Source organism: Parabacteroides sp. AF48-14, assembly GCF_003477465.1.
GTDB lineage: Bacteria > Bacteroidota > Bacteroidia > Bacteroidales > Tannerellaceae > Parabacteroides > Parabacteroides acidifaciens.
This window is the reverse complement of sequence record NZ_QUDI01000040.1, coordinates 17,295-41,983: the sequence shown is the minus strand read 5'-3', so window position 1 is coordinate 41,983 and position 24,689 is coordinate 17,295. Positions and strand designations below refer to the sequence as shown.

At 48.6% G+C, this 24,689-nt stretch carries 15 protein-coding genes, 1 tRNA gene and 2 pseudogenes; 12 read left to right on the top strand and 6 right to left on the bottom strand.

The window, feature by feature from the left end; translation table 11 throughout:
• Positions 1 to 4 precede the first annotated feature (4 nt).
• The 8 genes and pseudogenes from metH to DW083_RS16990 all read left to right on the top strand — a co-directional run bounded on the left by metH (position 5) and on the right by DW083_RS16990 (position 12,696).
• Positions 5 to 3,703 carry a methionine synthase gene (metH, locus tag DW083_RS17025; RefSeq protein ID WP_122333203.1) on the top strand — a complete coding sequence of 1,233 codons (3,699 nt, stop codon included), beginning with the start codon at positions 5 to 7 and terminating at the stop codon, positions 3,701 to 3,703.
• 97 nt (positions 3,704 to 3,800) lie between these two features.
• A complete protein-coding gene (locus DW083_RS17020) occupies positions 3,801 to 5,819 on the top strand; it encodes a HAMP domain-containing sensor histidine kinase (protein ID WP_122333202.1) in 2,019 nt (672 codons plus the stop codon).
• Positions 5,820 to 5,847: 28 nt separating this feature from the next.
• The gene (locus tag DW083_RS17015) at positions 5,848 to 6,903 is read left to right on the top strand and encodes a DUF3810 domain-containing protein (protein WP_122333201.1); all 1,056 of its coding nucleotides are present in this window, start codon (positions 5,848 to 5,850) and stop codon (positions 6,901 to 6,903) included.
• A gap of 49 nt (positions 6,904 to 6,952) precedes the next feature.
• Positions 6,953 to 10,377, top strand: a pseudogene (gene ileS / locus DW083_RS17010) (isoleucine--tRNA ligase).
• 113 nt (positions 10,378 to 10,490) lie between these two features.
• A complete protein-coding gene (locus DW083_RS17005; RefSeq protein ID WP_115499543.1) occupies positions 10,491 to 10,871 on the top strand; it encodes a TraR/DksA C4-type zinc finger protein in 381 nt (126 codons plus the stop codon).
• A complete protein-coding gene (locus DW083_RS17000; protein ID WP_115499544.1) occupies positions 10,872 to 11,486 on the top strand; it encodes a lipoprotein signal peptidase in 615 nt (204 codons plus the stop codon).
• 13 nt (positions 11,487 to 11,499) lie between these two features.
• Entirely contained in the window at positions 11,500 to 12,303 is an 804-nt protein-coding gene (locus tag DW083_RS16995) for a DUF4296 domain-containing protein (protein ID WP_122333200.1), read from the top strand.
• A 9-nt stretch (positions 12,304 to 12,312) separates the two neighbouring features.
• Positions 12,313 to 12,696: a hypothetical protein gene (locus DW083_RS16990; RefSeq protein ID WP_122333199.1), complete on the top strand. Its 384-nt coding sequence runs from the start codon at positions 12,313 to 12,315 to the stop codon at positions 12,694 to 12,696.
• Here DW083_RS16990 and DW083_RS16985 read toward each other — a convergent pair.
• Positions 12,616 to 13,386 carry an RNA methyltransferase gene (locus tag DW083_RS16985; RefSeq protein ID WP_122333198.1) on the bottom strand — a complete coding sequence of 257 codons (771 nt, stop codon included), beginning with the start codon at positions 13,384 to 13,386 and terminating at the stop codon, positions 12,616 to 12,618. The genes DW083_RS16990 and DW083_RS16985 overlap by 81 nt on opposite strands.
• A 74-nt stretch (positions 13,387 to 13,460) precedes the next feature.
• Here DW083_RS16985 and DW083_RS16980 point away from each other — a divergent pair.
• The 3 genes and pseudogenes from DW083_RS16980 (at position 13,461) to DW083_RS16970 (ending at position 18,514) form a co-directional block, all read left to right on the top strand.
• A pseudogene (locus DW083_RS16980) lies at positions 13,461 to 15,808 on the top strand (BamA/TamA family outer membrane protein).
• Positions 15,809 to 15,906: 98 nt separating this feature from the next.
• Positions 15,907 to 18,318: a TonB-dependent receptor plug domain-containing protein gene (locus DW083_RS16975; protein WP_122333197.1), complete on the top strand. Its 2,412-nt coding sequence runs from the start codon at positions 15,907 to 15,909 to the stop codon at positions 18,316 to 18,318.
• Positions 18,319 to 18,440: 122 nt separating this feature from the next.
• Positions 18,441 to 18,514, top strand: a tRNA-Arg gene (locus tag DW083_RS16970).
• A gap of 807 nt (positions 18,515 to 19,321) precedes the next feature.
• Here DW083_RS16970 and DW083_RS16965 read toward each other — a convergent pair.
• Entirely contained in the window at positions 19,322 to 19,717 is a 396-nt protein-coding gene (locus DW083_RS16965; RefSeq protein ID WP_122333196.1) for a type II toxin-antitoxin system HicB family antitoxin, read from the bottom strand.
• A gap of 93 nt (positions 19,718 to 19,810) precedes the next feature.
• Positions 19,811 to 19,993: a type II toxin-antitoxin system HicA family toxin gene (locus DW083_RS16960; protein ID WP_087346030.1), complete on the bottom strand. Its 183-nt coding sequence runs from the start codon at positions 19,991 to 19,993 to the stop codon at positions 19,811 to 19,813.
• Positions 19,994 to 20,255: 262 nt separating this feature from the next.
• On the opposite strand from DW083_RS16960, the gene DW083_RS16955 reads away from it, so the two are divergent.
• Entirely contained in the window at positions 20,256 to 20,645 is a 390-nt protein-coding gene (locus DW083_RS16955; protein WP_122333195.1) for an L-rhamnose mutarotase, read from the top strand.
• Positions 20,646 to 20,667: 22 nt separating this feature from the next.
• On the opposite strand, the gene dinB is transcribed toward DW083_RS16955, so the two are convergent.
• From dinB to DW083_RS16940, 3 genes are read right to left on the bottom strand one after another with little or no spacing between them, the layout of a single operon-like run.
• Positions 20,668 to 21,753, bottom strand: coding sequence for a DNA polymerase IV (gene dinB, locus DW083_RS16950; protein ID WP_122333194.1), 1,086 nt, complete (start codon positions 21,751 to 21,753; stop codon positions 20,668 to 20,670).
• A complete protein-coding gene (locus tag DW083_RS16945) occupies positions 21,753 to 23,336 on the bottom strand; it encodes a YfcC family protein (protein WP_122333193.1) in 1,584 nt (527 codons plus the stop codon). The genes dinB and DW083_RS16945 overlap by 1 nt, the downstream gene beginning before the upstream one ends.
• Positions 23,333 to 24,607: a DNA recombination protein RmuC gene (locus tag DW083_RS16940; RefSeq protein ID WP_122333192.1), complete on the bottom strand. Its 1,275-nt coding sequence runs from the start codon at positions 24,605 to 24,607 to the stop codon at positions 23,333 to 23,335. Before DW083_RS16940 ends, DW083_RS16945 begins: the two co-directional genes overlap by 4 nt.
• Positions 24,608 to 24,689 lie beyond the last annotated feature (82 nt).

Genomic DNA, 24,689 nt, shown 5'->3' with positions numbered 1-24,689 from the left:
TTTAATGGATAAAGAGATATTTTTGAATCTCCTGAAAGAACGTATTCTGATTCTGGACGGAGGAATGGGAACGATGGTCCAGGGGTTTAAACTGACTGAGAAGGACTATCGCGGCGAGCAGTTTGCCGGTTGGCCCGGTGACCTGAAAGGCAATAACGACCTGTTGTGCATCACCCGCCCGGATGTGATCAAATCCATTCACCGCCAATACCTGGATGCCGGTGCGGACATCTTTGCAACCAACACTTTCAACGCGAATGCCATCTCGATGGGAGACTACGGCATGGAGCAGCAGGTGCGCAATATAAACCTCGCTGCCGGACGGTTGGCGCGCGAAGTGGCCGATGGCTTTATGGCGGAACATCCCGGACGTACGATATTCGTCGCCGGCTCTGTCGGTCCGACCAACAAGACGGCTTCCATGAGTCCGGACGTGAGTGATCCCGCCTTCAGGGCTGTCACCTATATGGATTTGTATAACGCCTATAAAGAGCAGGTGGAGGCTTTGGTGGACGGCGGTGTGGACATCGTCTTGTTTGAGACGACGTTCGACACGCTCAATGTGAAAGCCGGCCTGGAGGCTGCCGAGACTGTTTTGAAGGAGAAAGGTAAAGACCTGCCGATCATGCTTTCCCTGACGCTTTCGGCACAGGGCGGACGCACTTTCTCGGGGCAGACTTTGCTGGCGTTCCTGGCTTCCGTACAACATACCAATATTGTCAGTGTCGGCCTGAACTGTTCGTTCGGGGCTGCCGACATGAAGCCTTACTTAGCTGAACTGGCGAAACACGCGCCTTATTATATCAGCGCCTATCCGAACGCCGGGTTGCCGAACAGTTTCGGTTCGTACGACGAGACGCCGGAAAAGATGGCTGCCCACGTGAAGCCCTTTATCGACGAAGGATTGGTCAATATCTTAGGAGGCTGTTGCGGGACGACGCCGGCCCATATCGCCAAATATCCCGAACTGGTCAAAGGCGCGAAGCCGCATGTGCCGGTCCCGAAGCCGGACTGTCTTTGGCTGTCCGGGCTGGAACTGCTGGAGGTTAAGCCGGAAAACAATTTCGTCAATATCGGCGAACGCTGTAATGTGGCCGGTTCGCGTAAGTTCCTGCGCCTGATCAAGGAAGAGAACTACGAAGAAGCCTTGATGATCGCCCGCAAGCAGGTGGAAGACGGTGCGCAGGTGATCGACATCAACATGGACGACGGGATGCTCGACGCTGTGAAGGAGATGACCACGTTCCTGAACCTGATCGCTTCCGAACCCGATATTTCCCGCGTGCCGGTCATGATCGACTCTTCCAAATGGGAGGTGATCGAAAAAGGTCTGATGTGCGTACAAGGTAAAAGCATTGTAAACTCGATCTCCCTCAAAGAAGGCGAGGAGGCTTTCCTGCAACATGCCGCGCGTATCAAACAGTTGGGAGCGGCAACGGTCGTGATGGCTTTCGACGAGAAAGGACAGGCCGATACGTTTGAACGGAAGATAGAGGTGTGCGAACGCGCCTACCGTCTCCTCCGGGAAAAAGTCGATTTCGATCCGAACGGGATTATTTTCGATCCGAATGTGCTGGCCATCGCGACCGGTATGGAGGAACATAACGGCTACGGGCTCGATTTTATCCGTGCCGTCGAATGGATCAAGCAAAACCTGCCGGGCGCGAAGGTGAGCGGCGGTGTCAGCAACCTTTCTTTCTCTTTCCGTGGAAATAATTATGTGCGCGAAGCGATGCATTCCGTGTTCCTCTATCATGCTATCCGCAAAGGCATGGATATGGGAATCGTCAACCCGTCGTCGTCCGTGCTCTATGAAGATATCGAACCCTCTTTCCGTACGCTGCTCGAAGATGTTATTCTGGCACGCCGTCCGGAAGCGGCGGAAGAACTGATCACATACGCCCAGAACCTGCACGTCAAAGCGCAGGAGGGAGGCGAAGCGAAACAGGAAGCCTGGCGCGAGTATCCGTTGAAGGAACGCCTGGAATATGCCTTGATAAAAGGCATCGGCGACCACCTGGAAGAGGATTTACAAGAAGCCCTGAAGGTTTATCCGCGTGCGGTGGACATTATCGACGGTCCGTTGATGAGCGGCATGAACAAGGTCGGCGAGTTGTTTGGCGCCGGGAAGATGTTCCTTCCGCAGGTGGTCAAGACGGCACGCACGATGAAAAAGGCGGTGGCGGTCCTGCAACCGGCTATCGAGGCGGAGAAGGTCGCTTCCAGCTCGTCGAAAGCCGGAAAAGTGCTGTTCGCTACTGTCAAGGGCGATGTGCACGACATCGGAAAGAACATCGTCTCGATCGTGTTAGCTTGTAATAACTACGAGGTCATCGACCTGGGCGTGATGGTGCCGGCGGACGTGATCGTGAAAAAAGCAATCGAGGAGAAGCCTGATTTGGTCTGCCTCTCCGGCCTGATCACGCCTTCGCTGGAAGAGATGGTGCACGTGACGGACGAGATGCAGAAAGCCGGGCTCACTATTCCCGTGATGGTTGGCGGAGCTACGACTTCCAAGCTGCATACGGCTGTTAAGATCGCTCCTCATTACGATTATCCGGTGATCCATGTGCTCGACGCTTCGCAGAATCCGTTGATTGCCGCCAAACTCTTGAACCCCGATATGCGCGATGCTTATATCGAAGACCTGAACAAGGAATATGAAGAGCTGCGCGCCTCGTTGGAAAAGAAAAAAGAAGTATTCGTCTCGCTTGCCGAAGCGCGGGCCAATCCGCAGCCGGTCGACTGGACGCACTATAATCCGGTGGTTCCCCGTCAGATGGGCATCCACGTGATCCCTCATGTTCCTTTGGATGAAGTGGCTGGCTATATCAACTGGGTATTTTTCTTCAGCGCTTGGAAGCTGAGCGGGCGTTTTGCCTCTGTCGCCAGCTTGCATGATTGCGATGCCTGCCGTGCCAATTGGCTGTCCGGCGTTCCCGAAGAAGAGCGCGGGAAGGCGGCGGAAGCTATGCAGCTCTATCTGGATGCGGCGAAACTGCTCGACCGTCTTATCGAGATGAATGCCGACTATTGCAAAGCCATTTACGGCTTTTTCCCGGCAAACAGCGACGGCGACAATCTCCGTGTCTGTGAGGTCACGATCCCTGTCTTGCGCCAGCAGACAAAGAAGGAGGAAGGCGTTTATAAATCGCTTGCCGACTATGTGATGCCTCTTTCCGAAGGGCGTACGGATTATGTCGGCGCGTTTGTCGTGACAGCCGGTGCCGGCGCCGAATCTCTGAAAAACAAGTTCGAGGAAGAAGGCGACACCTACAATTCGATGTTGCTCCAGACGTTGACCGACCGTTTGGCCGAGGCGACGGCGGAATATCTGCACGAAAAGGTCCGCCAGGAATATTGGGGATATTCTCCGGACGAATCGTATTCCTTGCCCGACCTGTTCAAAGTGAAATACCGGGGAATCCGCCCGGCTGTCGGTTATCCGTCCTTGCCGGACCAGCTGCTCAACTATACGTTGGACAACCTGCTCGACATGTCGCAGATCGGCGTCAGGCTGACGGAAAACGGCGCGATGTACCCGACGGCAACTGTCAGCGGTCTTTATATCGCACATCCTGAATCCCAGTATTTTATGATCGGAAATATCGACGGAGAGCAGATGAAGGATTATGCCCGCCGCCGGAATCTATCGGAAGCGGAGGCAAAGAAGATTTTGAATAAGAATATTTCCTGTTCTTAATCTCTTTATGCCCTAATATTCATTATTTACCGGAAAACGCATACAGCATTATGGAAAAAACTCTATCTTTGAAAAACAATAGATGGAGCGGTGCTGTATGAAAGAGAGGCATATATACGTAAAAGGGGTGTTGATCGTTTTTTGTCTGTTCCTGTCGGATCTATACGGATCTTGCAGGACTGATGGGAGAACGGATGATGCGGGTGAGAGGCTCAAGGCTTTGTATGAATTGTCCCGGCAAAACTGGGAGACCCCGATGGAAGTGCCCTATCTGAAATCATTGGTAGAGCTTGCCGGAGAAGTCGATTCAATGGGATATTATTACAGCGCCCTTTCCTCATTGGGGCGTTATTATTGTAATATCAACCGGTTGGATAGCCTGACTTATTGGGGCAATATGGTCGATTCCGTGACAAAAGCACGCCGGGAAACCCCTCTGGCAAAATTCGATTTTCTGAATTATTACTGCCGGTATTATCTGATTAACGGAGAATATGAATTGGCGATGAACGAGGCTGTGATGCTTCAGATGTTGTCCAAGGAAAAGAATAATATGACGGGCTTGATATCCAGTAATGAATATTTGGGCCTGGTTTATTTGCTGATCGGACGGGACAGCGATGCGGTGACTGCTTTCGAGGAAGCGTTGGACCTGTTGAAAACAAAAAGCAAGCCGGATTATGAACTTCAGATTATTCCCTATCTGCTGATCGCCTATTTGCATCTTGACGAGTTGGATCATGTGAAGTCGACTCTTGCCCGTTTCGAAGAATCGTTGCAGAAAATTGAAAGCTATAAGTCTGATATTAGGGAAAATTATCCGATTAAGGCCAAAAAGTGCTTGCTGTATGCCAATTATCTTAATTTGTATGTGGCGGAAAAGAATCTTCCGAAAGCGCGTGAAACCGTAAGTCTTTTGCCTTCTTATATGGATGAAAGCATGGGACCGGATGTTACGTCCGTATATGATTTGGCGATGGCCCGCTATTATTTCTTTATCAAAGATTATCCGCAGGCGCTCCGGGAGATCGATAAAGTGCTTGCTGTCGATTATTCGTCCGAACCGCTGAAGCTGAAAGTCGATATCCTGAAAGCCGCCGGAAGGACGGATGAGGCGTTGAAACAGTATGCCGAATTGCTGTCGCTGGTCGAGCAGACGAATGTGACGGCTTTCACCCGCCAATTGAACCAGCTTCGTATGCTGCACGACCTGAACGACAAGAAAATGCAGGAACAGAAATTGCTTTATCAGAAACGGCAACTTTCCGAGAAGCAGCTACAGCTCACGGCCTCTATTCTTGTGTCCTGCATGCTGTTGGTGTTGCTGTATGTCTTATTCCGCTATTCCAATCGTACTCGTAAATTAAAGAATGATCTCCAAGTCGAGCGCGAGACGTTGATCGAAACCACCGAAAGCCTGCGTGTGGCTAAAGAACAGGCGGAGGAATCCAATCGTCTGAAAACGTCGTTTGTCGCCAATATAAGCCATGAGATACGGACGCCGCTGAACGCGATTGTCGGGTTTGCCGATCTGCTGCAAGATGCCGATGAGGCCGAGCGGAACGAGTATCTCAAAATAATCAAGAACAACACCGATATGTTGCTCGGGCTTGTGAATGACGTGTTAGACCTGTCGCGGCTCGAATCGGATTCTTTCAGTGTCATACTGGAAGATTGCGACCTGTCCGAATGTTGCCAGAATGCACAGGAGAGAATCAGGCATCGGGTGCAGCCGGGTGTCAAGTTGGGCTTTACCGCTTCGGATGATCATTTCATCCTGAAAACCGATGATTTGCGCTTACAACAATTGCTGAACAACCTGTTGTCGAACGCCGTTAAATTTACCGTGCAGGGAGAAATCAACCTCGACTATCGTGTCGACCGGGAGAATCGGCAGGTTGTCTTTACCGTCACCGATACGGGATGCGGCATTCCGTTGGATAAGCAGGAAGTCATTTTCGACCGCTTCGCAAAGGTGAATGAATTTATCCCCGGGGCAGGCTTGGGACTGCCTATTGCCCGGACGATCGCTATCCGCCTGGGCGGGACGCTGACAGTCGATCCCGATTACGACAAAGGGGCGCGTTTCATCTTCGTCCATCCGTTTGGAGAGTAGACGGGGATTGCTTATCTTTGTTGTTAGGATGAAAGGAACGGAATGGATTAAAAAGATACGGATCCGCTGGATTATATTGGCTGCCGGGCTTGTTCTGGTCTGGTGTGTGCAGGCTTCGCCCGCTGCCGGCGAATGGTATGCGCGGAATGTTTATCCGCCCGTTTCGTCTTTGCTGTCCCGTTTTTCTTCTCTTTTCCTCTTCTCTGTGGGCGATTGCCTGATCTATGGGAGTATCATCGGCTTGTGCCTGTATCCGTTTTATGCCCGTTGGAGAAAGCGTCGATGGGCAGTGATCGCCGGACGGATGGCGGAGTATCTTTTCTGGATTTACCTCTGGTTCTATCTGGCTTGGGGATTGAATTATTTCAGGAAGGATTTTTTTACCCGGACCGAGATTCCGTATGCCGCTTATTCCGCCGACACTTTCCGCTCATTTCTGTCTGCCTATACCGATTCGCTGAATGCCTCTTTTGTCCCGGTCGAAGCGATCGACAAGGCGGTCGTTGCAGCGGAGACAAAGAAAGGATATCGGGAGATCGACGGGCGTTTCGGCCTGGTCCGGCCTGCCGGTTATCTGCGTCCCAAACCGATGCTGATTCCTTCGCTGATGAGCGGCGTAGGCGTGTTGGGCTATATGGGGCCGTTCTTTACCGAATACAATCTGAACCCGAAGCTGCTTCCGGTGCAGTATCCGTTTACGTATGCCCACGAGATGGCGCATGTGTTGGGCATATCCAGCGAGGCGGAAGCGAACTTGTACGGCTTTCTGGTCTGTGCGCGTTCCGAAGTGCCGGAGATCCGTTTTTCCGCTTATTTCGCATTGCTGCCTTATGTGCTGGGCAATGCCTACGGATTGTTGCCGGAAGAAGAGTTTAACGCCTGGAAAGCAACCATTTCCCCGGAAGTGAAAGACCTCTACAACCGTAAGACGGCCTATTGGCAGTCTTTATACAGTCCTTTGATCGGCGAAGTCCAATCCACCGCCTACAACTGGTTCCTGAAAGGCAACAACATCCCCTCCGGCCGCAAGAACTATTCGGAGGTGGTGGCATTGCTGATTTCTTATTGCCTAATTCGGATTTAATCGCTACCTTTGCGGCAATTTTTGAGAAGATAGATAAATATAACGCGATATGAGTAAGAAATTTGCCGAATACTCGAAGTTTGACTTGTCGAACGTCAATAAAGAGGTGCTGAAGAAATGGCAGGATGGCGACATCTTCCATAAGAGTCTTGAAATACGTGAAGGACATCCCTCGTTTGTGTTCTATGAAGGACCTCCTTCTGCAAACGGTATGCCTGGTATTCACCACGTGATTGCCCGTTCGATCAAAGATATTTTCTGTCGTTACAAGACGATGAAAGGATATCTCGTGAACCGCAAGGCCGGATGGGACACACACGGACTGCCGGTAGAGTTAGGTGTCGAAAAGTCAATGGGTATAACCAAGGAAGATATCGGCAAAAAGATTTCTGTGGCTGAATATAACGCAGCCTGCCGCCGCGACGTGATGAAGTTCACGAAGGAGTGGGAGGACCTGACACAGAAGATGGGTTACTGGGTGGATATGGAAAATCCGTATATCACGTATGATAACCGGTATATCGAAACATTGTGGTACCTGCTGAAGGAGCTCTATAAGAAAGGGTTGCTCTATAAAGGTTACACCATACAGCCTTATTCGCCGGCTGCCGGAACTGGCCTTAGCTCGCACGAGCTGAACCAGCCGGGTTGCTATCGCGACGTGAAGGACACGACTTGTACGGCGCAGTTCCGCATCCTTGACCCGAAACCGGAAATGGCGGAGTTCGGCGATCCGTTCTTCTTAGCATGGACGACCACTCCCTGGACATTGCCTTCTAACACGGCGCTTTGCGTGGGGCCGAATATCACGTATGTGGCTGTTCAGACCTTCAATCCATATACAGGTATGCCGATGACGGTTGTGCTGGCGAAAGATTTGCTGGATGCACATTTCAATCCGAAGGCTGCCGGTCTGGCATTGTCCGATTACAAGCCGGGCGATAAACTGATTCCGTTTAAGGTCGTAGGCGAGTGGAAAGGTCCGGAACTGGCCGGTATGCACTACGAGCAGCTGATCCCTTGGGTGAATCCGGGAGAAGGCGCTTTCCGTGTTATCACAGGTGACTATGTGACGGTTGAAGACGGTACGGGTATCGTTCATATCGCCCCGACTTTCGGTGCGGATGACGACCGTGTGGGAAAAGCGAACGGCGTGCCTCCTTTGATGCTGACCGATAAGGACGGCAACCAGCGTCCGATGGTCGATATGACCGGTAAGTTCTATCTGCTGGAAGACCTCGATCCGGAGTTCGTACAGACGCGTATGAATGCGGCTGACTATGATCCCTGGCAGGGCAAGTTCGTGAAGAACGCTTACGACCAGGCGAAAGGTGAAAAAGACGAGACATTGGATATCGAGCTCTGCATGATGCTGAAGGTGCAGAACCGTGTGTTCCGCATCGAGAAACATGTGCATAACTATCCGCACTGCTGGCGGACGGACAAGCCGGTTCTATACTACCCGTTAGATAGCTGGTTTATCCGCACGACGGCTTGTCGCGAACGGATGATCGAGTTGAACAACACGATCAACTGGAAGCCGCAGAGCACCGGCACGGGACGTTTCGGCAAATGGCTGGAAAACCTGCAGGACTGGAACCTGAGCCGTAGCCGCTACTGGGGAACTCCGCTGCCTATCTGGCGGACGGAAGACGGGGCGGAAGAAATATGCATCGGTTCGGTTGAAGAGCTGTACAATGAAATAGAGAAATCCGTAAAGGCCGGCTTGATGGAGGCTAATCCGTATAAGGAGCTGAAGTTCAAACCGGGTGAATATACGAAGGAGAACTATGAGAAGATCGACTTGCACCGTCCGTATGTGGACGATGTGATCCTGGTTTCCGCCAGTGGCAAGCCGATGAAGCGCGAGACGGACCTGATCGACGTCTGGTTCGATTCCGGTGCGATGCCGTATGCACAAATCCATTACCCGTTCGAGAACAAGGAGCTGTTTGACGACCGTAAGGTCTATCCGGCCGACTTCATTGCGGAAGGGGTGGACCAAACACGCGGATGGTTCTTCACGCTGCATGCTATCGCAACGATGGTATTCGACAGTGTTTCCTATAAAGCTGTTGTCTCCAACGGCCTGGTGCTGGATAAGAATGGCAACAAGATGTCCAAACGCTTGGGCAACGCTGTCGATCCGTTCAGTACGATCGAGCAGCATGGTTCCGACCCGCTGCGCTGGTACATGATTACGAATGCATCTCCGTGGGATAACATTAAGTTTGATATCGATGGTATCGAAGAGGTTCGCCGTAAGTTCTTCGGCACATTATATAATACTTATTCGTTCTTCGCTCTGTATGCGAACGTCGACGGCTTCGACTATTCAGAGCCGGATGTGGACTGGAAAGAACGTCCGGAGATCGATCGCTGGATTCTGTCGTTGCTCAATTCGTTAGTGAAAGATGTGGACGGATTCTTAGATGCGTACGAACCGACGCGTGCCGGACGTGCAATCTCCGACTTCGTCAACGATAACCTGAGTAACTGGTATGTGCGTCTGAACCGCCGCCGTTTCTGGGGTGGAGGCATGACAACCGATAAGCTGTCTGCTTATCAGACGCTGTACACTTGTCTGGAAACTGTTGCCAAGCTGATGGCGCCGATCGCGCCGTTCTATGCCGACCAGCTGTTCTGCGACCTGATTGCCGCTACCGGACGTGAGACGGTTGCATCTGTTCATCTGTCCGAGTTCCCGGTTTGCAACGAAGTGCTGATCGACAAGGATCTGGAAGAACGTATGCAGATGGCACAGGATGTTTCGTCTATGGTGCTGGCTCTGCGCCGCAAGGTGAACATCAAGGTGCGCCAGCCGTTGCAGACCATTATGGTGCCGGTTGTGGATGCGCATCAGCAGGAAAGCCTCGAGGCGGTAAAAGCCCTGATCTTGAATGAAGTCAATGTGAAAGAACTGAAGTTTGTCGATAACGCTGCCGGTATTTTGGTGAAGAAGATCAAACCCGATTTCAAGAAGTTGGGCCCGCGTTATGGCAAGATCATGAAAGCGTTGGCTGCTGCTATCCAGCAATGAGCCAGGACGAGATCAACGCTTTCGAAAAGGCCGGAACGTTCACGCTAACTGTCGAAGGACAGGAGGCTGTGGTCGAACGTGCAGACGTGGAAATCATCTCCGAAGACATACCGGGCTGGCTGGTTGCCAACGAAGGACGCCTGACGGTCGCACTGGATATCACCGTGACGGAAGAGCTCCGCAAGGAAGGTCTGGCGCGCGAGTTGGTGAACCGTATCCAGAATTTGCGTAAGAGCAATGGCTTCGACATCACGGATAAGATTTCGGTAACGGTTCTTTCCAACGATGTGACAGATGAGGCGATCCAGGATTTCAATTCGTATATCGCCAACCAGGTATTGGCTGTGTCAGTGGAAATTACGGATGTGATCAGCGATGCTACGGAACTTGATTTCGAAGATTTCAAGTTGTCTGTGCGCATTGAAAAAGTATGATTTTTAATAAAAAAAGAAAGAGCTCCTTGCCGCATATAAATAATGTTGTATATTTGGACTGCGACAGGGAGCGCTGATATATATTCTATTGTAGAACCTAAAATTAATGAACCATGGCAGAAAAGACAAGATATTCGGATGCCGAACTCGAGGAGTTCCGCTCCATAATATTGGAAAAGCTGGATAAGGCAAAGAAAGATTATGAGTTGTTGAGGTCCGGTGTCACGAATTCTGACGGTAATGATGTCGCCGATACATCTCCTACATTCAAGGTGTTGGAAGAGGGAGCTGCGACTTTGTCGAAAGAGGAAGCTGGCCGTTTGGCACAGCGTCAGATGAAGTTTATCCAGAACTTGCAGGCTGCATTGATCCGGATTGAGAATAAAACGTACGGTATTTGCCGCGAAACCGGTAAATTGATCCCGAAAGAAAGATTACGTGCAGTGCCTCACGCTACTTTGAGTATCGAAGCTAAACAGGGAGGTGCTAAGTAAATGAGATATTCCAAAGGTTGGGGAGCAGTGTTAATCATAATGCTGCTCCTTATTCTTGACCAGGCTCTTAAAATATGGATTAAGACTCACATGCAGTTGCATGAGAGTATCGAGATCACTCCGTGGTTCTATCTGTACTTTACGGAGAATCCGGGGATGGCGTTCGGGATAGAGGTAATCGGGAAGCTGTTTTTGTCGGTATTCCGTATCGTGGCGGTCGGTTTTATCGGATATTATCTCTATAAGTTGGTGAAACAGCGTTACACGTTCGGTTTTATCGCTTGTATCTCGCTGATCTTCGCGGGTGCGATCGGGAATATTATCGACTCCGTTTTTTATGGCGTGGTGTTCGATCATAGCTTCGGTCAGGTGGCAACCTTTATGCCGGAAGGCGGAGGTTATGCCGGCTGGTTGCACGGAAAGGTGGTCGATATGTTTTATTTCCCTTTGATACAGACGGTTTTGCCTGATTGGGTGCCGGTCTGGGGTGGAGAAGAGTTCGTCTTTTTCCGTCCGATCTTTAACCTGGCCGACTCGGCTATTTGTGTAGGCGTTTTCCTGCTTTTGCTGTTCTATCGCCACACGTTGTCGACAAGTCTTTCAAAAGAAAAATAACAGAAAAAAATAAATGCGGAACAGACTGCATAGATATAGTGTCGTTTTGTTGTTAGGCATCCTGGCGGTCGCTTGCAGCAAAGTGCCCGATGGTCTTCTTTCGGAAAAGAAAATGCAGGCTGTACAGGTGGATATGCAGTTGGCGGAAGCCATGATCAACCTGAACAGCAAGGAATTTCCCGATAACGCTCATAAGGAGGCCTTGTTTCAGTCTATCTTCCGCAAACATGGCATCACCCAGGCCGAATATGACAGTTCGTTGGTCTGGTACGGCCGGAACCTGGATATCTATATGAAGGTGTACGACCGTGTGCTGAATGAACTGAATAGCCGGCAGAAAGCATTGGGCGATGTGCAGGCTTCGGCGGCTCCCGTCTCCAAGCAGGACTCGGTGGATATCTGGCCTCGCCGTACTTCCCTCCGCTTGGAACCGGATGCTTTGTTCAACGGCGTGACATTCGATGTCAAACCGGAAACAAATTATTCGTCCGGCAGTTCGTTTGTGCTGGGAATGCATGTCTGGGGCCTCAATAAGGATATGGCTTATAAGCCGGAAGTGCGTATCAGTGCCGACCAGGGCGATACGATCGTGACCGTAAACGACAAGATCCTTCGCGACGGCTATCACGAGACGATATTGAAAACGGTTCCGACCAAGCGCATCAAGCGGGTGTATGGCTATATCTTTATGAATAATGCAGACTCCTCTTATTATAAAGTCTATTTAGATAGCTTGAACCTGATGAAGTATAACTATGGCCGTTTGACCGATATGCCTAAAGATTCGGTGGCCGTGCAGGATTCCATTCCAAAATAAACAGGTGCTATGCGACGGGTCGCTTCTCATTATATCTACTGGAAACAGTTTTACCGGATGCACTATGTCGAACTGGACGACAAGGGTGTCCTGACAGGTGTTTTTCCGCTGGAAGAAGAAATTGCAGGAACGGAGTTTTATGACGGCATCCTTTTTCCGGTCGTGAAAACCGGGGAGAAATTTCATGCCCATGAAACTAAAATTCCATGCCCATGGAACAATAATTTCATGGGCATGGAATCCGGCTTCGATGTTTGCCGGGAGTTAGGGCTTCCGCAAGCGGCCGGGATCGGTGAGCCTGCCTGCCTGTTGTTATTGAACGGCATTTCCTTGACGGCGGCGAAACTCGGCACAGATGACGGCTGTCGCAATGGCTACATTAAGAGACTCTGATGTCTCTCTTTCCGGCGGAAAGCTCGGAATGTATAGTTTCTGATCGATCAATTCTTCTATCTCCGGACGTATTCCGTTTCCTTCGTTGCCCATGACGATAATTCCGTTTGCAGACAATTCCTTTGAGTACATATTTTCTCCGTCAAGGAATGTGCCGAACAGCGGGATCTGTTTCTCCGTCTGCGCTTTCAGGTAGACTGCCAGATCGGTGTAATGGACTTTTACGTGAGCCAATGCTCCCATTGTCGCCTGGACTGTTTTTGGGCTGAACACATCCGCCGTGTCGAGGCTGCAAACGATATGTTCGATACCGAACCAGTCGGCAAGCCGGATGATGGTTCCGAGATTTCCCGGGTCTTGTATGCCGTCGAGCGCCAGCACGAGTGAAGACGCCGGATCGGCTTCGGCGAGCGACCAGGTGGGGCGCTTGAATACGGCAAGTACATCCTGCGGGGTTTTCAGGAAACTGGCTTTGCGGATGTCTTCGTCGTCCGCTTCTAACAGCTCTTTCGTCGGTATGTCTCCCTGCGTCGCCATCCAGGACGGTTTGGCGAGAATCAGTTCACACTCGAAAGCGTGCAGCATGTCTGCAACCAGTTTATTCCCTTCGGCAACGAATGCATTCAGTTCGTTCCGATATTTCTTCATTTCTAACGAATGGATGTATTTTAGTTTCCCTTTGCTCAGCATCTTTACTCTTTTTATGCGGCAAATGTACGGGAATTTCTTTAAATTCAGTTACATTTGCGTGCGTAAAAGCTTGAATGATGAAGGGAATCCAAATACTATATTTCATTTGTTTCATATTGCTCTTAGCCTCCTGTAGCTCGACTAAATTTGTCGGCGAAGGAGAATACCTGCTGGACAAAATCGAAATCGTATCGGATAATAAGACCTATAAGAATAACGAACTGAAACCCTATTTGCGACAGCAACCTAACTTCAAGGCGTTCGGATTGATGAAATGGCAGTTGTTCGTGTACGACTGGTCCGGGCGGAATGAGAAAAGATGGATCAACAAGCAGCTTCGCCGGATGGGAGAGGCGCCGGTTATCCTGGATACGACGCTGGTCACACAGTCGGTCGACGAGTTGGAACGTTTCTTTATCAATAAAGGGTATGTGAATGCGGATGTTTCGGCATCTATCGATACTTCAAAGCACAAGAAAGCGGTCGTGACGTATAATATCGTATCCAATACGCCTTATCGCATACATGACTATTCGATGGAACTGAGCGACCCGAAGATCGACAGTATCGCTCGGCTTAAGCCGCCCCACCGTTCGGTATTCGCCTCGGCTTTCCGTACCTATTCGGACGACTACACCTCTTTGATAAAAGACAGCGCCCTTTTTGACCGCGATGTGCTCGACAAGGAGCGGCAGCGTATCACGACCTTGCTTCGCCGGCGCGGATATTATGCCTTCAACCGCGATTATCTGTCCTATATCGCCGACAGTTCTTTCAACCGGAATATCGTGGACCTGGATATGCTGCTCAAGCCCTATCGGTTGCAAAAGCCGGACGGAGCGTAGTCGATACGTTGCACCGGCAATACTATATCAAGGATGTTTCGATCGTGACGGATTATAATCCCTTGACGTTAGAAGCGGATAATGAAATGCCGTATGATACGGTCAAAGCAGGCAATATCAATATCCTGTATGGCAAAAACGGAAGAAGCATCCGCCCGGGAGTCTTGCGCAAGAGCAACTATATCACGCCGGGACGCCTGTATAATGAGCGGACAATCGAGCAGACTTATTCCTCTTTTGCCACTTTGCGGGCTTTGCGCAATGTGAACATCCGCTTTTCAGAGGTAGAAGAAAACGACACCATGAAGCTGAGCTGTACCATTCTGACTTCGCCTGCCAAACTGCAAGGATTCGGGGTCGATGTGGAAGGGACGAACTCGGCGGGTGATTTTGGTTTTGCCTCCAGCTTGAATTATCAGCACCGTAATCTGTTCAAAGGCTCGGAAGTGTTTTCGGCCAAAGTCCGTGGTGCTTATGAGGCATTGTCCGGCAATCAGTCGGAAGGTAATAATTTCTGGGAATTCGGAACTGAGGCTTCTATTCTGTTTCCCCGTTTTCTTTTCCCTTTCCTGAAAGAAGATTTCCGTCGTAAGATACGTGCGACTACCGAGTTGAAAATGAGTTACAGCATTCAAACCCGGCCGGAGTTCAAGCGTGCCATTGTTTCGGCCGGATGGAATTACATCTGGCAGGAGCGGAGCAATATGCAGGCACGTCATGTGTTCAAATTGTTGGATATCGATTATGTGCATCTTCCGAAGATCAGCCAGTCGTTTAGGGATTCGCTGCCTGAATCGACCTTGCTCTATAACTTCACGGACCAGTTTATTTTGGGGACCGGATATACATATTCCTTTAACAACTATAATCCCCAGAACCGTTTGCGTAACACGCATTCCATGCGGCTGTCGTTCGAGATGGCGGGAAACCTGTTATATGCACTTTCTGCAATGACCGGAGCGGATAAAGATGATGAAGGGCGGTATAAGCTGTTTGGTATCAATTATGCCCAGTTTGTGAAAGGCGATGTGGACTTCAGTAAAAGCATCGTCTTGGACAGCCGCAATAAGTTGGCTTTCCATGTCGGCGTCGGTGTCGGTTATCCCTATGGCAATTCGAAGATGCTGCCGTTCGAGCGCAGTTATTTTTCCGGCGGCGCGAACAGTGTCCGCGGATGGTCTGTCCGTTCGCTTGGTCCGGGCAGCATGCCGGCCGACTCGGTTAAGTCGTTCGCCCAGCAGGTCGGTGACATCCGCCTGGACCTGAACTTGGAGTATCGCACCAAGCTGTTCTGGAAATTCGAGATGGCCGCCTTCCTCGACGCCGGTAATATCTGGACCTTCCATAAGGATGAGAGCCGTCCGAACGGCAACTTCGACTTCTCCCGTTTCTACAGGGAGATCGCCGCTTCCTATGGATTAGGCCTCCGCCTCGATTTCGATTTCTTCCTGATCCGTTTCGACACCGGTATGAAAGCCTACAACCCGCAAGAAACCGGCAAAAAGAAATGGGCCATCCTGCACCCCAACTTCCACGACAACTTCGCTTGGCATTTCGCGGTGGGGTATCCGTTTTGATAGTTTTATGTTTTTAGAAGCGATATTTGTGAATGAAAAGTTCATTGATGTTGTTGTTTTCGTTATATTTGAAGCATAGTCTTTAAATCATACTTGATATGGGAAAGTCAGGCAGATTAGGAATTTCAGGGCTGTTTCTGGCTTTGATCTTTTTGTTATTGGGAAGCATTCAAAATACGGTTGCTGCCATCAGCGATTCAATTGCGACGAAATATCAGCTTCAGTTAGAACTCTATCCCCAAGAAAAGCTCTATCTTCAAACTGACCGGCCGGTGTATATGCCGGGCGATAGGATTTGGTTTCGTGTGCATCAGGTGGATGCGGCGACGCATTGTCCTGTTTTGCTGAGCCGTTATGTGTATGCGGAGTTGATCGGGAGCGAAGATACGGTTGTCATGCGGGTGAAGCTGCGTCCTTTTGAAAATGTATTTTCTGGCTACATAGATGTTCCGAAAGAGGCTTCTTCCGGGAAATACCATGTGCGTGCTTATACAAATTATATGCGGAATTGGGGATCGGACTATTTCTTTATACGGGAGATTACAGTCGGGACTCTTGGCGCGGGAGTGAAAGAGGAAGAGAATACGACGACTGTATTCAGCAAAGACTATGACGTCTCTTTTTTCCCCGAGGGTGGCGATTTGCCGGCAGGCGTTTTGACGCATGTCGGGGTTAAAGCCTTGAACAGTGACGGGCGGGCGGAGAAGGTAAAGGGCGTATTGCTGGATGAATGTGGAGACACGGTTACTCATTTCGAGACGATCCATGCCGGCATGGGCGTAATGGGTGTACAACTGGAAGCAGGAAAGAAATATGTGGCGGAATGCCGGAATGAAGAAAGAATAGTAAAACGATTTTCCTTCCCATCGGCCAAACAGGGAATTTGTAATATTCAGGCTCGCTGGATGCGCGACAAACTGGTGGTCTCTTTGACAAAGTCGGACGATCTGGCAAGTGTCACGGAAGATTACACTTTGGTTATCCATTCGCGTGGTATTGTTCAATATGCAGGTAAATGGGATAATTCACATTCAGTGTTGCTTTTTGAGAAACATCAGTTCCCTTCCGGTGTGTTGCAGCTTTTATTGTTGAATGAGAGACTGGAATCTGTCAGCGAGCGTTTGGTTTTCTGTCGGAATGATGATCAGGCAGAGATATCGTTTTCGACAGATCGTGCTTCCTATAATGTCCGTGATCGGATTCAGTCTGTCGTTGAAGTCTCGGACGGAAAAGGCAATCCGCTTTCCGGCTCCTTTTCTGTTTCGGTTACAGACCGCAAGGACCTGATGCCGGATACGACATTGACAATTCGTTCTTATCTGTTGCTCTCATCCGATCTAAGAGGATATATAGAGAAACCTGAATTTTATTTCAGCTGTAATTTGCTGTCGGAACGTGCTTTGGATTGCCTGATGCTGACGCAGGGATGGAGGCGGTATGATAATATGAAAGTATTAGCGGGGAAACCGGAAAGACCGTCAGAGTACCAATTGGAGTTAGGTCAGTACATAGATGGTCAGGTGAAAGAATTGCTTTTGAACCGACCTGTCAGAAAAGCGAAGGTGACTGCTTTGGCTGCCAAAGGTGCATTTGTCAGGGATACGGTTACAGATAGGGAAGGGCGTTTTCGTTTGGAAGGGTTCGAGTTCCCGGATAGTGTCCGTTTTCTTTTGACAGCTTTGACAGCAAGGGGTGGGGATCAAGTTGGAATCCGGGTAATTCCTCCGAACTTTCCGGAGGTCGATAAAACGAAGTTGCAAACGAACGGAGGTGAAATTCTTGCATCTTACAGAAGGAAAGCTTATCAACGCTATTTTAATGATTCGGTCATGTGGAATCTTCAATTAGGAGAGGTGGTGATAGAAGCTGATCGGAAAGAAAAGCCTTCCAGGAATCCATTTTCCGGAAATGGGGAATGGGGGGATTTCGTATTGAAGCCGGATTATATCAAACGTTTCAAACCTTCGACCATGGGTGATTTATTGCGACTTATTCCGGGGTGCAAGGTGACAGATGGGTCAATATCCCTATCGAGAGCGTTGGGGGAAAGTCCGATAATTCTGATCGATGGCTTTGAGGGAAGTTTGAATAGTTTGAACGTCCTTGACGTAGAAAGCGTAGAAGTGATCTATCCGCCTCGCTCCAATATCTATGGTCTGAATACGCAGAACGGCGTTATCTATATTCTGACAAAACTTTATTCGGATTCGGAAAACAAACCGAATAAAACATCCCCTAATATCTGTGAACTGTTCCCTCTCGGTTTCCAGCGTCCCGCAGAGTTTTATTCTCCTGTATATGAAACAAAAGAACAAAAAGCCTCGGAAGTCCAGGATCTACGGACCACGCTATACTGGAATCCGAATGTCATTCTTTCCGAACAGGGCAAAGCTGAATTTTCGTTTTATACGGCGGATGAAGCAAGTTCCTATACTGTGCTGATAGAAGGGGTGACATCGGATGGGCGAACTATATATTTAAGAAAGGATGTGAAGTATGGTTTTGCATAAAACGATGGAGTAGGGGCTTTTGCCAGTAGGAACAGCCGATTTATAACAACTAAGGCGAAAAAGGGAATAAAAGCCTTTGCATATTCAAATAATAATACTACCTTTGCACCGCAAATAAGGATGGTTCCGTAGCTCAGCTGGATAGAGCAACGCCCTTCTAAGGCGTGGGTCGAGCGTTCGAATCGCTCCGGAATCACTTGGCAGAATCGCAAATAACTGTAATATAGTTGTTTGCGATTTTTTGATTTATATGAGTTGCACAATATTTGCACAACTTGATCTTTTGGAGTATTCTTGGCTCACCCGATAATCATTGGGGATAAATAAATTCATTATTTGGTAAAAGAGAGCCTGCGGCAGAGGGGGCTTATTGTAAAAAACGTATTTTTCCGGTTCGAAAGACATCCGAAATAAAACAAATGTTAATCCGCTTTTTAGACCTCAAAAAGGGACTTATTCCTCTTTTCCTGCACCTTATCGCCATGAAGAGGGACTTTGTCGCTCTGATCCGGCACTTTGTTGCCCTGAAGTCGGACTTCATATAGTACGAAGTCAACCTTCAGAGCGATGAAGTGCCGGGTCAAGGCTATTTTCTGCGCACCTCACGGCAACCAGTCTCCAAAATTTCCTTGAGATATTTGGAACGTCGTCCGTTTTATTTTGAAATATTCGATTCTTCGGGAGTTAAGCTTTATCACTTTGCCGATATTTTCTGTTTTCGGTAATCAAATTGTACGCTTTTTCAGACAATCTGCGCACCTCACTCCATCTGTTGTCAGTAAAGAAGATTAAAACCGTGAAAAGAGTCAATCTAAAATGGATCAAGATTTCGGGCGAAATAGAAAAACGCCAAAAAAGAGGGTTATTGTATAATTTGCCTCATCCTTGTGGCTATCCTCAATGATTATCGGGTGAGGACAATAAATAAAGCCCGAACCGATAACCGGAACGGGCTTAACTTTGTCTTAATATAAACGGTCTCGCCTCCCGGCGGTACACTATCTTAGAATGTTGCGGAGGAAAGTTCCTTGCTTATTTGCTCCACAGCTATTCGTATTTTGTCGTATTGTTTTTGTCCGGCTGCTGTTACTCCTGATGTGTATTGACGCATCAATGAAGGATTAATGCCGGCAACCTCCGCAATTTTCGTCACATTTAGGAATGAGAAGTAATTGAAGAATGATTGCAGATCGTATTTATAGACAAATTCCAATTCTGGAACGTCTGCGCCTTCGGCTGCTTTCATTTCCTTAATATCTTCATAGGCTTTCAACATATCCGCTTTTGCAGCCTCTGCGGTATTACCATAACCAGCCAGTCCGAAGCCTGGCAGATCCTCCTCAACAAAACATGAGTAATACCCGTCGCCTGCCTTTTCCATGATTACAGTAACTTTCATATACCTTTTCTTTTTTTGTGAATAAAGGAGCCGGCACTATACCGACTCCAATCGCTTAATAAAACAGTTTTTTATGAAGCAAGGATGCCGGGGTTAAACCCCGAGCACCTTTCTTGCTTTACGTTCCAGCCCTTTGGGAACTTCCTTACCTCCATGACGGGGGATCGGGAATAATTCTCCAGTTATAGGGCTATACCAAATATCATGGTTAGCACCGTGACGGGAAACGTAACAACCTGCTGCGGTAAGTTCCGCAATAAACTGATTGTACTTCATAATATAAAAGACCGTTGTTTATTAAGACGATACAAATATAGCGTATCTGCTATAAATTGCCAAATAAAAACATAACTATTTTGTTATATTCTGTGAGTTTGTAATTAGACTCATGCAGACTGCCGGCTATTATTATCCATTGTGTTCTTTATTGAAGTATCTGTCTAAAGTCGATAAAATACGATTTTAGACAGATAATATATCTGGACTATAAGAATGATTGTGTAACTTTGTTAATCAAATTGGCACTAATAAATAAGAAATGGAAGAAACAAAATGCGGTTACAGGGTTAAAGAATATAACGGGCCTGTGAAAAGATATTGCCAGACGTTGGAGTTGAAGGATAATCCGGAGTTGATCGACGAGTATGTCCAGTGGCATAGTGAGGCGAAGTCCTGGCCGGAGATAAGAGATGGCATTCGGGCTGTCGGCATCCTGGAAATGGAAATTTATCTGTTGGGTTCCCGCTTGTTTATGATTGTTGAGACTCCACTCGATTTTGATTGGGATTCGGCTATGGCAAAGTTAAACACATTGCCGCGTCAGGCCGAATGGGAGAATTTTGTCGCCCGTTTCCAGAAAACATTGCCGAATGCCTCTTCGGCGGAAAAATGGACGTTGATGGAACGGATCTTTTATTTATATCCATAAAGGGACTTTGAACATGGCATAGTTATTCCCAATCGCTGAACTCAAAACTCAACTGTTCCCAGCGGGCCTTTTCCTCATTTTTCTCGTAGGGGTTGGAGATGGAGAGCCCGATTAACCGGATCGGATGAGTGTCGTATTCGATATCTTTCAGTAGTTCTTTGGCTAAAGGTAATATTTCGGTTAGTGTTGTCAGTTCATGGCTTTGAGTGATGCTTCTGGTTTTCTGGCTGAAATCGTGGAATTTGATTTTTAGCGTTAGGGTGTTTCCTTTGAAGCCGGTCCGCTCCAGGCGGCCGATCAGTTCGGTGGCAACGTGGTACAACTCGATTATGACGGATGACTGCCGGGAGATATCTTTATCCAGCGTATGTTCACATCCGACGGATTTGCGTACACGGACAGCTTCGACCGGGCGCAAGTCGATTCCTCTCGAAAATTCATAGTATAAGATTCCGGCCTTTCCGAACTGCCGGGTAAGCATTTCCTGTGAACAGGCTCGTAACTGTTCGCCATTATGAATGCCTAATGTATGCATCTTTTGGGCCGTAACCGGACCGATTCCCCAGAATGATTCGATCGGGAGATGTTTGATAAATTCCTCGGCTTGTGTCGGGTGTATGGTGCAAAGGCCGTCCGGCTTGCGGTAGTCCGATGCTATTTTGGCAAGAAACTTATTATAGGAAATGCCCGCTGAAGCAACCAGGTTCAGCTCTTCCCTGATTTTCCGTTTGATGGCTTTGGCTATATCGACGGCAAGCGGGATATCCTGCTTGTTTTCCGTTACATCCAGAAAGGCTTCGTCCAGCGAAAGCGGTTCGATAATATCCGTATATTCATGGAATATCCCATGTATCTGCCGGGATACGGCTTTGTAGACATCCATACGTCCGGGTACAAACGTGAGTTGCGGGCATAACCGTTTTGCTTTTTGTGAAGACATGGCGGAACGTACTCCGAATTTCCGTGCTTCATAGCTTGCAGCCGCCACAACACCACGCTCTTCGGCATGCCCGACAGCCAGTGGAATACCGCGAAGTTCCGGATTATCCCGCTGTTCGACGGATGCGTAGAATGCATCCATGTCGATATGTATGATCTTGCGCTCCATTAAAATCCGTTCATCGGAATTAAGACTGTCGGAATTAATAATATGAATCCGACTACCACTAAAAGCAGAATAAACTTCCAAGCCCACCGGAACCATTTGTCATAGGGGATGCGGCTTACTCCCAGCACGGCAATCAGTACTCCCGAAGTAGGGGTGATCAGATTGGTAAATCCGTCTCCGAACTGGAAAGCCATGACAGTTGCCTGCTTGGATAAACCGATCAGGTCGGAGAAGGGAGCCATTATAGGCATGGTCAGTGCAGCTTTGGCACTTCCCGACGGAATGACCAGATTGATCAATGTCTGAATAACATACATCATGCCGACAGTTGCCACCTGTCCGAGTCCTTCCATCCCTTTTGCCAAGCTGTAAAGGATCGTATCGATGACAAGACCGTCTTTTAAGATAACAATAATACCTCCTGCCAGACCGACAACCAATGCAGCACTCATAATATCTTTGCATCCGTCCAGAAAAAGCTTGACCAGCTCATTCGGTGTCCGGTTGTTAGCAATACCGGCTGCCAGCCCGAGTGCAAAGAACAGTGTTGCAATCTCCATGATATACCAGCCATATCCCATAACCCCGGTTATCAGATAAAAGATTGTGAAGAACAATAGGTTCAGAATATATAAATGAACTGTTTTGCGTAAGGCAAATACGGAAGTCAGGATGAAAGCGACTGTTAAGACAGGCAGGAGAGGAAGCCCTTTGATCAGACTGTTCCCGATCTGCAAAGTCGTAGTCGGGTATAAAGCGGCAAAGACGATTTGTATGGCAGTCAATATTCCAAAGCATATCCAGGCTGCTCGCGGTGTATGATAGACTACATCCAATGAATTGCTGCTGTGCAGATCTCTCCAATATTTATCCTCTTCGTACACCGGTGAGGACTGCGGGTCTTTTTTAACTTTAGCGGCATATCGGAGTATCCAGGTGAAACCGATAGCATTGATGACTATCCAACAGAATATCCGGTATTCGATTCCCGAGAAAAGCGGAATACCGGCCAGCCCTTGTGCTATACCGATTGTGAATGGGTTTAGTATGGCACCGGCAAATCCTAACCCGGCAGCGACAAAGACCATGCAGACTCCGGTAATGGAATCATATCCCATCGAAATTGCCATCGGAACAAGAACCAGGCAAAATGCAATCGTTTCTTCGCTCATGCCAAATACAGCTCCGAAAATGCTGAACAATAACATGATGGACGTCAATAAGAAGTTTTCGACTCCAATCTTGCGCAATAACCGGTTATTCTCCATTTTTCGGGCGCGGCGCAGGAAACTGACTGTACCGATATCGAAAGCCTTGCTGTCGTTGACAATCCAGAAAGCCCCTCCGATGATCAGGATAAAGACGATGATGTCCGCCCTCTCGACAAATCCTTTATAGAAGGCAGAGAACACTTGCCAAGTTTGCGGGATATGTTTTACTGCTTCGTAAACAACCGTTTTCTCTCCGGCTGCATTGATGCTTTCCTTGTATTGTCCGCCTGGAATTACCCAAGTGAGGACTGCACAGAACAGGATGATGTAGAATATAATAACGTATGTATGTGGAATTTGTCTCTTTTTCATAAGCTGTTTTCGTCTTCTTCGTCTGTTAATGATCCGATCTCGGGAAGGACGGCACGTGCTTCCCTGTCACTGAGCGTATCCACGTCTTTCAGCTTGCGTTGGATTGCACGGGTACGGGTCCCCAATACTTCTTCTATTTGTCCGCTGGCTGTTTGCAGGTTCTTTTGTGCCTTTTCCAGCATACCGCCGACTTTCTCGAACTCTTTCTTGACAGCTCCCAGGATTGTCCATACTTCACCGGAATGTTTCTGGATGGCAAGGGTACGGAATCCCATTTGCAGGCTGTTCAGGATGGCGGCAAGCGTCGTCGGGCCGGTTACCACCACTTTGTAGTTCCGTTGCAGTTCTTCCAGCAGGGAGGAACGGCGCACGACTTCCGCATAGATTCCTTCGAACGGAAGGAACATGATTCCGAAATCGGTTGTTGCCGGAGGTGCCAGGTATTTGTCGGAAATATCTTTTGCCATCTTCTTGATGGTTGTTTCCAGTAATTTTCCCGCAGCTTCTATGGCTTGGGTGTCGGCCTGGTCATAGGCGTCTAAAAGTTGTTCGTAAACGTCTTTCGGGAATTTGGCATCTATCGGCAGATACACATATTCGCGTACATCGTCGCGTCCCGGCAACTTGACGGCAAACTCGACAACGGCATCCGAACCTTTACGGGTATGCACATTGGCTTCGTATTGTTCCGGCGCCAATAGTTGTTCGAGGAGCATGCTAAGCTGAATCTCTCCGATATTGCCGCGCGTCTTCACATTGCTGAGGACACGTTTTAAGCCGCCGACATCCTGTGCCAGCGTTTGCATTTCTCCAAGTCCCTTCTGCACGCTTTCCAACTGTTCGGTGACAAGGCGGAAAGATTGACCGATCCGGTCGTTCAGCGTCTTTTGCAGTTTCTCATCTACTGTGACACGGATTTCTTCCAGTCTTTTTTCCGTGTTGGCGACCAATAAACGCTGCTGTTCGTCCAGGTTGGCAAATTTTTCCCGTTGCAGGTTGTTAAAGGAAGCAATACCCCGTTCGAAAGTTTCTCTGAATTCACTCATGGAATGTGTGAGTTCTTCTCGGTTATCACGGGCGACAATACGGCTTTCTTCACGGTTAAGGCGAAAGTCTTCCCGAAAGTTTTTTTCGATGCGCTCGAAAGAACGTTGCATTTCGTCCAACAACCGTTTTAGTTCGTCTGCAGTGTCCGAATGCTCTTTCCGGAGGCGGAAGATAAGTTGTAAGGCAATGATAATGACAAGTAAGCAAATAATCAACCAATTCATGTTTTTCTATTTTGGCTCAAAGATAGAAAAAGAGTTATCGTGTATAGTAATTAAAAAGAGTTAAAAAAAGAAACATTCTTCT

Coding starts and splice junctions, on each gene's coding strand:
- metH (WP_122333203.1), top strand. CDS start 5: ATGGATAAAGAGATATTTTTGAATCTCCTGAAAGAACGTATTCTGATT.
- DW083_RS17020 (WP_122333202.1), top strand. CDS start 3,801: ATGAAAGAGAGGCATATATACGTAAAAGGGGTGTTGATCGTTTTTTGT.
- DW083_RS17015 (WP_122333201.1), top strand. CDS start 5,848: ATGAAAGGAACGGAATGGATTAAAAAGATACGGATCCGCTGGATTATA.
- DW083_RS17005 (WP_115499543.1), top strand. CDS start 10,491: ATGGCAGAAAAGACAAGATATTCGGATGCCGAACTCGAGGAGTTCCGC.
- DW083_RS17000 (WP_115499544.1), top strand. CDS start 10,872: ATGAGATATTCCAAAGGTTGGGGAGCAGTGTTAATCATAATGCTGCTC.
- DW083_RS16995 (WP_122333200.1), top strand. CDS start 11,500: ATGCGGAACAGACTGCATAGATATAGTGTCGTTTTGTTGTTAGGCATC.
- DW083_RS16990 (WP_122333199.1), top strand. CDS start 12,313: ATGCGACGGGTCGCTTCTCATTATATCTACTGGAAACAGTTTTACCGG.
- DW083_RS16985 (WP_122333198.1), bottom strand. CDS start 13,386: ATGCTGAGCAAAGGGAAACTAAAATACATCCATTCGTTAGAAATGAAG.
- DW083_RS16975 (WP_122333197.1), top strand. CDS start 15,907: ATGGGAAAGTCAGGCAGATTAGGAATTTCAGGGCTGTTTCTGGCTTTG.
- DW083_RS16965 (WP_122333196.1), bottom strand. CDS start 19,717: ATGAAAGTTACTGTAATCATGGAAAAGGCAGGCGACGGGTATTACTCA.
- DW083_RS16960 (WP_087346030.1), bottom strand. CDS start 19,993: ATGAAGTACAATCAGTTTATTGCGGAACTTACCGCAGCAGGTTGTTAC.
- DW083_RS16955 (WP_122333195.1), top strand. CDS start 20,256: ATGGAAGAAACAAAATGCGGTTACAGGGTTAAAGAATATAACGGGCCT.
- dinB (WP_122333194.1), bottom strand. CDS start 21,753: ATGGAGCGCAAGATCATACATATCGACATGGATGCATTCTACGCATCC.
- DW083_RS16945 (WP_122333193.1), bottom strand. CDS start 23,336: ATGAAAAAGAGACAAATTCCACATACATACGTTATTATATTCTACATC.
- DW083_RS16940 (WP_122333192.1), bottom strand. CDS start 24,607: ATGAATTGGTTGATTATTTGCTTACTTGTCATTATCATTGCCTTACAA.